Below are 13,325 nucleotides of genomic sequence, written 5' to 3'. Positions count from 1 at the left end.
CCGGACATCATAGACCGGAACCGATCGTCACGCGGCCCTAGCCGGTCACCGTATGGCTGTGGCCCCACCAGAGCGGTGCCGCGTTGACGGGGCCCGGCTGCAACGTCGTGCCATCGAGGGACAGCATGCCGCCCCAATAGCCGGTGACCAGCCAGTGCCGCCCGTCCGCTGAAGGCGCGATGCCGCAGGGCCAGTGAAGGCCGAGCCGGTCGGTTTCGATCAGCCGCAAGGTGCGCCCGCCGGCGCCGTCGAAGACGGCGACGAGATGGCTGGACGGAAAGGTGATCCAGACGCGGTCGGTCGCGGGGTCGTGAGCGATCGACAGGGCCTGGCGGGCGCGGTCCTCGGTGCCCTTCATCAGCGGGACCGCCTCTGCGCCGTCGCGGCGGACCGGTGCCGCCGGGGCGTAGGTCAGGCCGGGTCCCGCCACCGGATCGCCGCCGGCCGAACCGCCCGATGCCGCCGCCTCCAGCCGCGCCAGGACGGCGAAGACCCGGTCGAGGGCGGGCGCCGCCAGATGGCGCAATTCGGCGCGCAGATCGGCGGGGGCGAAACGCGCCACCAGCTTGCCGCTGGCCAGTTCGATGATCGCGGCGCAGGGCGCCAGGATGTGGGGAATGGTGGTGAGGGCGAAATCGCCGTCCGCGACCACCGTGCTGCCGTAATTGGCGACCACCAGATGGCGCCCGTCCGCCGTCAGCCGGATGTCGTGGGGGCGCAGGCCATGACTGGAGAAATCGGCGACGGGACGCAGGCTCGCCGCCTCGCGGATGACGACGCGGCCGGCCATCCGGGCGAGATCGCCCGCGCGGTCGGGGCCCGCAGGCACCGCCGGCGCGCGTTCGGTGACGGCGATGTGGCGCCCGTCCGGCAGGGCGACGGCGTGACCGCCGAAATGCCAGCCCGGCCGCAGGGTTTCGGCCATGGCGACGAGGTCGAGGCTGGCGGCATCGAAGGCCACCATGGTCCGCCCCTCCATCCCGGCGAAGATCCCGATGCCCGCCGCCGGCACCAGCGCCGTGCCATGGCCACGCAGCGGATAGGCCGCCCGGCGCGGCGGCGCGTCCGGCGCCGCCAGATCGAGGACGGAGAGCAGCGTCCGGGGACCGTCCCATCCCGCCGGCAGCCGGGCGACGCCCGGTTGGTCGACGAGCAGGCCGCCACGCCCCAGGGCTTCCAGGCTGCGATACCCCGGTACGAGGAGACGGCCGGGCGATGTCGCCGCCCCGGCCATTCCGGCGAGGGGGCCGGCTTCGGCGGTGGCGGCGCCGAGCACCGCCATCGCCACCGTCAGCAGCCGGCGCCGGGTGATCGGCGACCGGCCGGAAGCGCCACCGTCAGTGGCCACCGCCACCGCCCTTCCGCTCGCCGGGGCCGCCATCGTCGGACGTCGGCTTCGGCGGCTTGACCTCCTCGGTCAGCGGATCGCTCCAATTGCCGTAGCCACCGTCGCCGGGAAGCTTGGTGACCGAACTCGGCCCCAGGTAATTGTCCGAGGTCCAGGTGGCGACGGGCTTGCCCGTGCCGTCCGAAAGCTGCGTCACCGTATAGGTGTGCAGGCTGCCGTATTCGATGCCGGGCACGCGATAGCCGCTGTAGGTATAGACCTTGACCGTATGGTCGGACGGGATGTCGCCCTTGTCCTTCATGTCCTGAAGGGAACTGGCGATCGCCTGGCCGCGCGTCTTCGAGGCATCGACGCAACTGCCGCCCGACAGGTTGAAGACATTGCTGTAGATCGTGGTGCCCGCCGTCTCGCTGGACGCCTTGCGGACCGCCGCGTCGACCTTGTCGATGTCGAGCGGCTTTTCGGGCTGCGGCTGATTCGCGCCGTATTCGTTGATGGCGTCGGCATAGTCCATCAACGCCCCGCAGCCGCCGAGACCGCCGACGAGACAGGACGCAAGCACGATGCGATGGATGGTCTTCATGGTCATGGCACGCCCCCTCAACGGACTTCGAAGAAGGACACGGCGAAGGCGCCCTTGGCACCGGTGCCGGCCATGGTGAATTCGAACAGGGCGACGGCGGCGCCGTCCCGCGTCTCGACCGAATAGCGCGCGTCGGCGAAGGCGGTCATGTCGATCGGCTGTGGATCTTTCTCGGCCGACGCCACCAGGGTGCCGAGATCGGCGGGCCAACGGCCCGTGGCGCGCTGATAGCGCACGAGAGCGTCGCGCACCCATTGCACGGGCGCCTCATTGTCCACCGTCATGTCGCCCAGGATCGGCTTTTCGGCTGCGAACGATGCCGATGCCGGCACCCCCGCGATGATGAGTGCCGCCCCCAAGGCCGCGCTCAACCCCAGTCGTTTCCGCATGTCTTCAGCCCTTATTTCACGATCTCGACATGGAGAACCATAGGGCGGGACGGGCGGCGCAAATATGCGCTGGATCAATTTTCCCTGAATGCCGCATCCGGCGGCTGAACGAAAAACGGCCGGGGAATCCCCGGCCGTTCGTTCGAGCCCGCGTCGCGTCAGGCGGTCTTCAGCGCCGATTCGTCCGACAGCGGATGCGCCAGACGCTTGATCATCTCCTTCGGGCAGACCTGCCAGAAACGATCGATCTCGCGCTCCCAGTCCGAGAGCAGGCGGGTCGCCAGCGGCGAGCCTGTCTCCGCCATGTGGCGCTCGACCAGTTCCTTCAGCACGCCTTCCCAATGGGCGGAGGCGAGGCGCTGGAAGACCACGGTCTCGTCGTTCACCCGCATCGGGAAATCGTCGTGCGGGTCGTAGAGGAAGGCCATGCCGCCCGACATGCCGGCACCGAAGTTGTCGCCCACCGGGCCGAGGATGACCGCCGTGCCGCCGGTCATGTATTCGCAGCCGTTGGAGCCGCAGCCCTCGATCACCGTCGTCGCACCCGAGTTGCGGACGGCGAAGCGCTCGCCCGCCTTGCCGCCGGCGAACAGATAGCCGGCGGTGGCGCCATAGAGCACCGTATTGCCGATGATCGTGTTCTCCTGCGGGACGAGCGGCGAGGAGGTGGTGGTGCGGACCACGATGGTGCCGCCGGAGAGGCCCTTGCCGACATAGTCGTTGGCGTCGCCGTAAACCTTCAGCTTCACGCCCTTCACCGCGAAGGCGCCCAGGGACTGGCCGCCGGAGCCGCGCAGCGAGACCTCGATATGGCCGTGGTCCAGCCCGTCCATGCCGAACTTGCGGACGACATGGGACGACAGGCGCGTGCCGATGGCGCGCTGCGTGTTGCGGATGGAATAGGTCAGCTGCATCTTCTCGCCGCGCTCGAAGACCGCCGCCGCATCCTTGACCATCTGGGCGTCCAGGGTCTCGGGCACTTCGTTCCGGCCCTCGATCACCGAATGGCGGGCATAGGGACCCGAATCCGGCGTGACCAGCAGGGGGTTGAGGTCGAGATCGTCGAGGTGGTGATGACCGCGACTGACCTGACGCAGCAGGTCGACCCGGCCGATCGCCTCGTCCAGCGAACGCAGGCCCAGCGAAGCCAGAACCTCGCGCACCTCCTCCGCGATGAAGGAGAACAGGTTCACGACCTTTTCGGCCGAACCGTCGAACTTCTCGCGCATCGCCGGGTCCTGGGTGCAGACACCGACCGGGCAGGTGTTCGACTGGCACTGGCGGACCATGATGCAGCCGAGCGCGACCAGGCTGGCGGTGCCGACGCCATATTCCTCCGCCCCCATGAGGGCGGCCATGACGACGTCGCGGCCGGTCTTGATGCCGCCGTCGGTACGCAGCGTCACCGAATGGCGCAGCCGGTTCAGGGTCAGCACCTGATTGGCTTCGGTCAGGCCCATTTCCCACGGCAGGCCGGCATATTTGATCGACGTCTGGGGCGAGGCGCCCGTGCCGCCGACATGGCCGGAGATCAGGATCACGTCGGCCTTCGCCTTGGCGACGCCGGCGGCGATGGTGCCGATGCCCGAGCCCGCGACCAGCTTCACGCAGACCCTGGCCGTCGGGTTGATCTGCTTCAGGTCGTAGATGAGCTGCGCCAGATCCTCGATCGAATAGATGTCGTGGTGCGGCGGCGGCGAGATCAGGGTGACGCCCGGCGTCGAATGGCGCAGGCGCGCGATCTCGACCGTCGCCTTGAAGCCGGGGAGCTGGCCGCCCTCGCCGGGCTTGGCGCCCTGGGCGACCTTGATCTCCAGCTCGCGGGCCTGGTTCAGATATTCCGCCGTGACGCCGAAACGGCCCGACGCCACCTGCTTGATGGGCGAATTGGCATTGTCGCCATTGGCGCGCGGCGTGAAGCGTTCCCGGCCCTCGCCGCCCTCGCCGGAATCGGCCTTGGCGCCGATCCGGTTCATGGCGATGGTCAGGGTCTCGTGGGCCTCGGCCGAAAGCGCGCCCAGCGACATGCCGGGGGTTACGAAGCGCTTGCGGATCGAGGTGATCGATTCGACGTCCTCGATCGGGATCGGCACGCCCGCCGGCTTGAACTCCAGGAGATCGCGCAGCGAGATCGGCGCCCTTGCGTGAATACCCTGGGAGTACTTCTTGTAGAGCGTATAGCTGTCGCTGGAGACCGCCTGCTGCAGCAGGTGGACCAGCCCGCCTTCCCAGGCGTGCAGCTCGCCGCTCTTGCGGAAGCGGTAGAGACCGCCGACTGGCAGCGACGCCACTTCGGCGTCGAAGGCGCGGGCATGGAGTTCCAGCACCTTCTTCTGGATGCCGGGCAGGCCGATGCCGGAGATGCGCGACTGCATGCCGGGAAAGAATTCGGCGACCAGGGCGCGCGACAGCCCGACGGCCTCGAAGTTGTAGCCGCCGCGATAGGAGGAGACCACCGAGATCCCCATCTTCGACATGATCTTCAGAAGTCCCTGATTGATGGACTCCTTGAAGCGGGCGATGCAGTCGGCGTGGCTGAGACCGGGGAACAGGCCCCGTTCCAGCCGGTCGGCGATGCAGGCTTCGGCCAGATAGGCGTTCACCGTGGTCGCACCGCAGCCGATCAGCACGGCGAACATATGGGTGTCGAGACATTCGCCCGAGCGCACGTTCAACGAGGTGAAGGTGCGCAACCCGCGCCGCACGAGATGGCTGTGGATGCCGCCGACGGCCAGCACCATGGGGATCGCCGCGCGGTCGTCGGAAATCGCCTCGTCGCTCAGGATCAGATGGCCATAGCCCTGGCGCACCGCATCCTCCGCCTCCTGGCGGATTCGCGCGACCGCGCCCTTCAGCGCGTCGGGCCCACCCTTGGCCGGGAAGGTGCAGTCGATCTCGGCGAGCGAGTCGCCCATGTATTTCCTCAACTCCAGAAGCTCGCCGGAGGAGACGACGGGGCTTTCCAGCACCAGGACGTTGGCCTGGCTGGAATCCTGGGCCAGCACGTTCTTCAGGTTGCCGAAGCGCGTCTTCAGGCTCATCACCCGATGCTCGCGCAGGGGGTCGATGGGCGGGTTGGTGACCTGGCTGAAGTTCTGGCGGAAGTAATGGTGCAGGGGCCGGTACTTCTCGGACAGGACGGCCAGCGGCGCGTCGTCGCCCATGGAACCGATGGCTTCCTTGCCGTCCTCCACCATGGGCTGGAGGATCAGTTCCATGTCCTCGTGCGACATGCCGGCGGCGAGTTGGCGCATGCGCAGTTCGGCGCGCTCGTAGGGCACGGGTTCCTTGGCCGGCCTGATCTTCTCGTCCAGTTCGACGATCGACTTTGTCCATTCGACGTAGGGATGCGCCGCCGCCAGCTTGTCCTTCATCTCGCGGTCGTGATAGAGGCGCCCCTCGCCGAGGTCGACAGCGATCATCTGGCCGGGGCCGAGCGCGCCCTTCTCGACGATGTCGGCTTCGGACAGCAGCACCATGCCGGTCTCGGACCCCATGACGAGGAGGCCGTCGCGCGTGATCGTGTAGCGCATGGGACGAAGGCCGTTCCGGTCGAGACCGCCGACGATCCAGCGCCCGTCGGTCATGGCCAGCGCCGCCGGACCGTCCCAGGGCTCCATCACCGAATTGACATATGCATACATGGCGCGATGCGCGTCCGGCATGGTCGACTTCTTCGACCAGGCTTCCGGCACCAGGAAGGTCTTGGCCAGCGGCGCGGAACGCCCGGCGCGCACCAGCACCTCGAAGACATTGTCGAGGGAGGACGAGTCGGAGCCGCCCGGCTGGATCACCGGCTTGATGTCGTCGGAATATTCGCCGAAGGCTTCCGAGACCATGCGGATCTCATGGCTCTTCATCCAGTTGACGTTGCCCTTCCAGGTGTTGATCTCGCCGTTGTGGGCGAGCATGCGGAAGGGCTGCGCCAGCTTCCACTTGGGGAAGGTGTTGGTCGAATAGCGCTGGTGATAGATCGCGAAGGAGGAGACGAAACGCTCGTCCGTCAGGTCGGGATAGAAATTCTCGAGATCGGCCGCGAGGAACATGCCCTTGTAGATCAGCGAGCGGCACGACAGCGAGCACAGATAGAAATCCGTCGACAGATTGGCCTCGAGCGCGCGGCGCTCGATCCGGCGGCGGATGATGAACAGCTTGCGCTCGAATTCGTCGGCGGAGAGGTCCGCCGGGTGTTCGATCATGATCTGCTCGATCTCGGGGCGGGTGGCGTTCGCCTTCTCGCCGATGACCGAAATGTCGACCGGCACCTGGCGCCAGCCGTAGATGTAGAAGCCGAAGTTCAGGATCTCCTGCTCGACCACGGTCCGGCAGGCTTCCTGCTGGCCGAAATCGGTGCGCGGCAGGAACACCATGCCGACGGCGAGCCCGCGGTCGGACGGCGCATGGCCGGTGGCGCGGACATGGTCCGTGAAGAAGTCCTGCGGGATCTCGATGTGGATGCCGGCGCCGTCGCCGGTCTTGCCGTCGGCATCGACCGCGCCGCGGTGCCAGACCGCCTTCAGGGCGTCGATGCCGGCGCGCACCACTTCGCGGCGCGGGCTGCCGTCGATGGCCGCGACGAGGCCGACGCCGCAACTGTCCTTCTCGTCCTCATGGGCATACATGCCCTGGGCGTCCAGGCGCGCCGTTTCCGCCAGCCAATGGGCGACGAATTCCGAACCGCTCTCGATCTTCTTGCTCATATCCGTCCCTCCGACGCTCAGGAGGCCTTGGCGAGGCCGGCTTCGGCCTTTGCCTTCAAGTAAAGGTGCATCTGGTCGGCGACGTCGCGGCCGTCGCGGATCGCCCAGACCACGAGTGAGGCGCCACGGACGATGTCGCCCGCGGCGAAGACGCCGTCGAGGCTGGTCATCTGGGTGCGGAAGTCGACCTTCAGGGTGCCCCAGCGCGACACGGCGAGTTCCGGCGCGCCGAACATCAGCGGCAGTTCCTCGGGATCGAAGCCCAGCGCCTTGATGACGAGATCGGCCGGGTGATTGACCGACGAACCCTCGATCACCTCGGGCGTCTGGCGGCCGCTCGAATCCGGCAGGCCGAGACGCATGCGGTTCGCCTTCACCGCCGTCACCTTGCCGTCGCCGAGAAACGCCTGCGGCGCCGACAGCCAGACGAATTCGACGCCTTCCTCCTCGGCGTTCTTCACCTCGCGCTGGGAACCCGGCATGTTCTCCTTGTCCCGGCGATAGAGGCATTTCACCGATTTGGCGCCCTGGCGGACGGCGGTGCGGACACAGTCCATGGCGGTGTCGCCGCCGCCGATGACGACGACGTGCTTTCCGTTGGCGTTCAATTCACCGCTTTCGTATTCCGGCACCTTGTCGCCCATGGAGACCTTGTTGGAGGCGGTCAGATAGGTCATGGCCGGCAGCACGCCGTCGAGCCCGGCCCCCGGCAGGGCGACGTCGCGCGCCTTGTAGACGCCGGTCGAGATCAGGATCGCGTCGTGCTTCTCGCGGAGATCATCGAGGCTGGCGTCGGTGCCGACGGCGAAGTTCAGGTGGAACTTGACGCCCTGGGCCTCGAGCAGCTCGGCACGGCGGTTGACCACCGTCTTTTCCAGCTTGAAGCCCGGGATGCCGTAGATCAGCAGGCCGCCGACGCGGTCGTAGCGGTCGTAGACATGGACCTCGTAGCCCTTGGCGCGCAGCATCTCGGCGGCGGCGAGGCCGGCGGGCCCGGCACCGATGACGCCGACCGAAAGGCCGATCTCCTTGCGCGGCAGGCGCGGCTTAACCCAGCCCTTCTCCCAGGCGGTGTCGGTCAGGAATTTCTCGACCGAGCCGATGGTGACCGAGTTGAAATCCTTCTCGATCACGCAATTGCCTTCGCACAGGCGATCCTGCGGGCAGATGCGGCCGCAGACTTCCGGCATGGAATTGGTCGCCTGGGACAGTTCATAGGCTTCCTGCAGACGGCCTTCGGCGGTCAGCTTCAGCCAGTCGGGGATATTGTTCGAGAGCGGACAATGGACCTGGCAGAAGGGAATGCCGCATTGCGAGCAGCGCCCGGCTTGATCCTGGGCCGAGGGCTGGACGAAATTCGCGTAGATCTCGCCGAAGTCCTTCACCCGGTCGTCGGCGGCGCGCTTCGCGGGCATCTCCTGCTCGCGCGAGACGAATTTCAGCATCTTGTTCTCAGCCATGGCGCACTCCTCACGGCCCAAAGTGTCGATCGGCCCTGTTCGCCGGCGCTGTTTGCCGGCCCTGTCTGCGCGGCCCCTGCACCATCGGGAAGCGCCGTCGGCGCGGCGCGCACGTCACGGCTTCCCGGGGGCGGGCCGCCGGATATGGTTCGTAGATACGCGCAATTTTTCCGATCGCAAAGCAAAAAATCAGCTTTAGGGAAACTTTACTGACCTATTTTCCGAAGAACGCACAGGTTATCGGCTGCAGCGATCAGATTTTAGGCAAAAATAGTACCGAAATGAGAACTATATCGCGGCGCGGCAGAACCGGCCCCACCCCGGCCGGCGGGCCCGACAGCCTTGATTTGAAACGATTTTTCGGAAACCGTCGAGCCTGTTTCGCGCGACATCATTCGCAGACGCAAAATTCCTGCCGCCAAAACGAAAAGGCCGCCCGAAGCGGCTGGCTTCGGGCGGCCCGATCGGCGAACGGCGCCGGGTCAGCCTTCGGCCGCGCTCGGCGTGCTGTACTGCCCGGTCTTGCGGAAACGGATCAGATAGGCCGGCACGATCGCCTCGACGGAATCCGGAGTGATGCCGAAAGCCTCGAACCCGGGCGCGCCCTCCGCCACCACATTGTCCGTCTCGAGCAGCTTCACCTGGTCGGTCGTGATCGGGGCGCCGGGCAGCCAGCCGATGGCGGCGGCCTGCATGCGCGCGATGGCCCAGGGCACGGAGATCAGCGCGGCCTTGCGCTCGGTCGCCTTCAGGATCACTTCCATCAGTTCGCGGAAGCTGTAGACCGTGGGCCCGCCCAGTTCGAAGGGCGTTTCGGCCGGGGCGACCTCGCCCTCGGCCAGGGCCACGACGGCATCCGCGACGTCGCCGACATAGACGGGCTGGAACCTGGTCTCGCCGCCGCCGATCAGGGGCAGCGCGGGGACGTAGCGCACCATATTGGCGAAGCGGTTGAAGAACTTGTCCTCCGGCCCGAAGATCAGCGAGGCGCGCACGATGGCGGCGCCGGGGAAGGCTTCCTTCACCGCCGTCTCGCCCATGGCCTTGGTGCGGGCGTATTCGGATTCGGACTGGGGATCGGCACCGATCGCCGACATCTGGACGAAGCGCGCGACGCCGGCTTCCCGGGCCGCCAGGGCGACGCGCTTCGCGCCTTCGGCCTGGACCATGTGGAAGCTCTGGCTGCTGGTCTCCGACAGGATGCCGACCAGATTGATGACCGCGTCCGCGCCCTCGACCGCCGCCTTGATGGACGGCCCGTGGCGCACGTTGGCCTGGACCAGGACGACCTGCCCGACGTCGCCCATGGGGCGCAGGAAGCCCGCTTCCTGCGGGCGGCGTACCGCGACCCGCACGCGCCAGCCCTTCTTGGCCAGCCGTTTGACGACGTAGCGCCCGACGAAACCGGAACCACCGAATACCGTCACCAGCCTGTCGGCCATGGATACACCCCTGCAAACGCGATCAGCTTTCGCGCACCATATCCAATCCGGGCGTTCCCGCCAATCCCGCCGGACGTCGACCTTGGCGGGGTATCCGGCCTTGCACGGTATGCGCCCTTTGGCATCATGCAGGCGTGTCCGACGCCGCCCCCGAGCCCATACCCGATTCCGCATCGCCCACCGCTTTGGCGTCCCCGGTCCTTGCGGTCGACGGCCTGGTGAAGCATTTCGGGCCCGTGAAGGCGGTGGACGGCGTCAGTTTCGGCATCGCGCCCGGCACCGTCACCGGGCTTCTGGGCGGCAATGGCGCCGGCAAGACCACCCTGATCGCCATGATCCTGGGCCTCGTCGCGCCGACCGCCGGCACCATCCGGCTCGAAGGCGCGGACATGGCCGCGGCGCCGTCGAAGGCGCGCGCGGCGATGAATTTCTCCTCCCCCTACGTCGATCTGCCGCACCGCCTGACGGTGGCGGAGAACCTGACGGTCTTCGCCCGCCTCTATGGCGTGGCCGAGCCGCGCCGCCGGGTCGCCGAAATGGCGGAGCGGCTGGACCTGAGCGATCTGCTGCGCCGGCCGACCGGGCGGCTGTCGGCCGGCCAGCGCACGCGCGTCGCGCTGGCCAAGGCCCTGATCAACCGGCCGCGCCTTCTCCTCCTCGACGAGCCGACCGCCTCCCTCGATCCCGACACGGCGGACTGGGTGCGGCGCTATCTCCTCGACTATCAGCGCGAGAGCGGGGCCGCCATCCTGCTCGCCTCCCACAATATGGCCGAGGTGGAGCGGCTGTGCGCCGACGTCCTCATGATGCGCCAGGGCAAGGTGGTCGACCACGACACGCCGGCCGGCCTGCTGGCCCGCTATGGCCGCGACGATCTGGAGGCGGTCTTCCTCGACATCGCCCGTGGACGCGACATCGGCGGCGGCCCGGGCCGGCAGGACGGAGGGATTTCGCCGTGATGGGCCGGATCGGCGCCCTTGCGCTCCGTCACTGGTATCTGTTGCGCTCGTCCTGGCCGCGGCTGATCGATCTCGTCTACTGGCCGACCGTGCAGATGCTGACCTGGGGCTTCATCACCCTGTTCCTCACCCCCGTGAACGGCCCCGCGCTGCAGGGCGTGGCCGCGCTTCTCGGCGCCGCGATCCTGTGGGACGTGCTGCTGCGCGCCCAATTGGGCACCACCATGTCCTTTCTCGAGGAAATGTATTCCCGCAACCTCGGCCATCTGCTGGCGAGTCCGCTGCGCCCGGTCGAGATGATGCTGGCGCTGGCCTTCGTCGGCCTGCTCCGCACCCTGGTCGGCATGATCCCGACCAGCCTGCTGGCGATCTGGTTCTTCGGCTATTCCGTCTACGGCATGGGTCTGGCGCTGGCCGCATTCTTCGCCATCCTGATGGCCATGGGCTGGGCCGTGTCCTTCTTCATCGCCGGGCTGATCATGCGCGTCGGCCTCGGGGCGGAGGCGCTGGCCTGGGGCCTCGTCTTCGCCATCGCGCCGCTGTCGGCGGTGTTCTATCCGGTCGCGGTGCTGCCCGAATTCCTGCATCCGATCGCGCTGGCCCTGCCGTCGACCCATGTCTTCGAGGGCATGCGCGCCCTGCTGCTGGACGGCACCCTGGATCCGCATCACCTGGTGATGGGGGCGCTCCTCGATCTGGTTTATCTCGGCCTTGGGATTGCCGCGTTTCTCGGCTTTCATGGCGCCGCGCGCCGGAACGGCCGCCTGTTGCAGATGGGAGAATGACGGGAACCGGATGCGATCGCCGGTTTTCTAATCATATCGAGGAAACGGAAGGAATACCGACATGCAGACGATCTCGCGGCGCGACCTGATGGGCGGCGCGATCACCGCCATCACCATCGCAGGCGTCGCCGCCGCCCCCGCCTTCGCCGCCAGCGAACAGCAGGAACTGGTGGACCGGGCGCGCATCACCATCGACAGCCTCGGTCAGGAACCTTCCTACGGCGACATGCGTGCCTTCCTGGCCCGCTCTCACGGCTGTCTCGTGGTGCCGCAGCTCCTGAAGGCCGGTTTCATCATCGGCGGTTCTGGCGGCGACGGCCTGCTGCTGGGCCGCAGCGCCTCGAACGGCAGCTGGTCGGCGCCCGCCTTCTACACGCTGGCCGCCGGGTCCGTCGGCCTGCAGGTCGGCGCCCAATCGTCGGAAGTCGTGCTGGTCATCAACAATGCGCGCGGCCTCGAAGCCATCCTGAAGAACGAGATGAAGCTGGGCGCCGACGCCTCGGTCGCGGTCGGCCCGGTCGGCACCGGCGTCGAGGCGGCGACCACCACCAATTTCCGCGCCGACATCTATTCCTATGCCCGCTCGAAGGGTCTCTTCGCGGGGGCTTCGCTCGAGGGCGCCGGCATCCTCTCGGCCGAGAGCTGGAACCGGGCCTATTACGGCAAGGCGGTGAACCCGCGCGACATCGTGGTCAACCGCCTGGTCGACAATGCGGGCGCCAATGCCCTGAAGGCCGCCCTGGTCCGGGCCGCCCGCGCCTGACCTAGAGCAGGGCGGCCGCGACGCTGCCCGCGAGCAGCAGCACGAACCAGAGCGCGTGGGCCCGGTCCACCAGGGTCCGGGCCCCCGCCAATCGGGCGGCGGGCACCGTCGCCACCAGCCCGGCGGCGTCGAGCGAGGCACCGAGGGCCCGCACCGCCGGCGGCGGCAGCAACGCCGGCCCCGGCCAGCGGCCGAAGCCGATCAGCAGGGCGGCGAGGAAGGACGCCGGGGCCGTGACGATGCCATGGGCCGCCCGGACGGCCAGGACGAAGCGATCCTCCGGCACGGTTTCGAGCCCTTCGACCAGCCATTGCCCCGCCTTCACCAGGAAGGCGCCGGGCAGGCCCAGCAGCATGTAGCCGAGCGTGATCCCCACCACGCCGTCGGAAAAACGCAGCGCCAGCCGGTCGCAGGCGACCCGGCCGACCTGAACCGCGCGGCCGGGCGCCATGCCCTCGACCCCGGCGACGGCGCGCCGTGCCGCCGCCCGCGCGCCCTGAAAGCCGATGCCAGCGGCCAGCAGCAGGATCTCGACACCCAGCGCGATGTCGCGCCCCGCCCAATGGGACAGGCCTTCCGCCAGCACCCGCCCGCAGGCGAGCGCCGCCAGCGCCACCACGGCCCACAACAGGAAGCCCCGGGACTGCCGCGTCTCCACCGGCCGTTCGGGCCGGTTCAACCGGCGCGTCAGGTCCTCGACCGCCCGCGTCACCGGCCGGGGGGCCAGCGCGCGGCGGCGCGGCCACAGGCGGTCGATCATCAGTGCCACCAGGACCGGGCCCGCCGGCTGCGCGGCGAGTTCATCGACGATTTGCGCGATCACCGGCCCGAAATCCCCCTGGCCCCACCGCTTCCCTCGGTTCCCGCGGTCTCCATTGCACGGCCCGCATTGTCGC

At 68.1% G+C, this 13,325-nt stretch carries 10 protein-coding genes; 3 read left to right on the top strand and 7 right to left on the bottom strand.

The genetic code is table 11. The annotated features are described in order from the left end of the window. Nucleotides 1–37 precede the first annotated feature (37 nt). From L2U69_RS10090 to L2U69_RS10065, 6 genes are all read right to left on the bottom strand, one after another. On the bottom strand, nt 38–1,354 hold the full coding sequence (locus L2U69_RS10090) for a DUF1513 domain-containing protein (protein WP_236106680.1): 1,317 nt from the start codon (nt 1,352–1,354) through the stop codon (nt 38–40). Then, nucleotides 1,338–1,937, bottom strand: a complete 600-nt coding sequence (locus L2U69_RS10085; protein WP_236106679.1) for a hypothetical protein — start codon at nt 1,935–1,937, stop codon at nt 1,338–1,340. Before L2U69_RS10085 ends, L2U69_RS10090 begins: the two co-directional genes overlap by 17 nt. Before the next feature lie 11 nt (nt 1,938–1,948). After that, nucleotides 1,949–2,302, bottom strand: coding sequence for a hypothetical protein (locus L2U69_RS10080; RefSeq protein ID WP_236106678.1), 354 nt, complete (start codon nt 2,300–2,302; stop codon nt 1,949–1,951). A 176-nt stretch (nt 2,303–2,478) separates the two neighbouring features. Then, on the bottom strand, nt 2,479–7,020 hold the full coding sequence (gltB, locus tag L2U69_RS10075) for a glutamate synthase large subunit (RefSeq protein ID WP_236106677.1): 4,542 nt from the start codon (nt 7,018–7,020) through the stop codon (nt 2,479–2,481). A gap of 17 nt (nt 7,021–7,037) precedes the next feature. Further along, nucleotides 7,038–8,480, bottom strand: coding sequence for an NAD(P)-dependent oxidoreductase (locus L2U69_RS10070; protein ID WP_236106676.1), 1,443 nt, complete (start codon nt 8,478–8,480; stop codon nt 7,038–7,040). Nucleotides 8,481–8,962: 482 nt separating this feature from the next. Then, the gene (locus L2U69_RS10065; protein ID WP_236106675.1) at nt 8,963–9,922 is read right to left on the bottom strand and encodes a complex I NDUFA9 subunit family protein; all 960 of its coding nucleotides are present in this window, start codon (nt 9,920–9,922) and stop codon (nt 8,963–8,965) included. A 185-nt stretch (nt 9,923–10,107) separates the two neighbouring features. Between L2U69_RS10065 and L2U69_RS10060 the strand changes: the two genes are divergently transcribed. The 3 genes from L2U69_RS10060 to L2U69_RS10050 all read left to right on the top strand — a co-directional run bounded on the left by L2U69_RS10060 (nt 10,108) and on the right by L2U69_RS10050 (nt 12,429). After that, on the top strand, nt 10,108–10,881 hold the full coding sequence (locus L2U69_RS10060) for an ABC transporter ATP-binding protein (RefSeq protein WP_236106674.1): 774 nt from the start codon (nt 10,108–10,110) through the stop codon (nt 10,879–10,881). Next, nucleotides 10,881–11,666: an ABC transporter permease gene (locus L2U69_RS10055; protein WP_236106673.1), complete on the top strand. Its 786-nt coding sequence runs from the start codon at nt 10,881–10,883 to the stop codon at nt 11,664–11,666. The genes L2U69_RS10060 and L2U69_RS10055 overlap by 1 nt, the downstream gene beginning before the upstream one ends. A 61-nt stretch (nt 11,667–11,727) precedes the next feature. Next, nucleotides 11,728–12,429 carry a lipid-binding SYLF domain-containing protein gene (locus tag L2U69_RS10050; protein ID WP_236106672.1) on the top strand — a complete coding sequence of 234 codons (702 nt, stop codon included), beginning with the start codon at nt 11,728–11,730 and terminating at the stop codon, nt 12,427–12,429. Between the two features lies 1 nt (nt 12,430). Here L2U69_RS10050 and L2U69_RS10045 read toward each other — a convergent pair whose 3' ends face one another. Next, nucleotides 12,431–13,252 carry a hypothetical protein gene (locus tag L2U69_RS10045; RefSeq protein ID WP_236106671.1) on the bottom strand — a complete coding sequence of 274 codons (822 nt, stop codon included), beginning with the start codon at nt 13,250–13,252 and terminating at the stop codon, nt 12,431–12,433. Nucleotides 13,253–13,325 lie beyond the last annotated feature (73 nt).

The sequence above is a fragment of the Zavarzinia marina genome (assembly GCF_021568905.1).
In the GTDB taxonomy this organism is placed as follows: domain Bacteria; phylum Pseudomonadota; class Alphaproteobacteria; order Zavarziniales; family Zavarziniaceae; genus Zavarzinia; species Zavarzinia marina.
The sequence above is the reverse complement of the archived record's forward strand: the minus strand, read 5'-3'. Positions and strand labels throughout refer to the sequence as shown.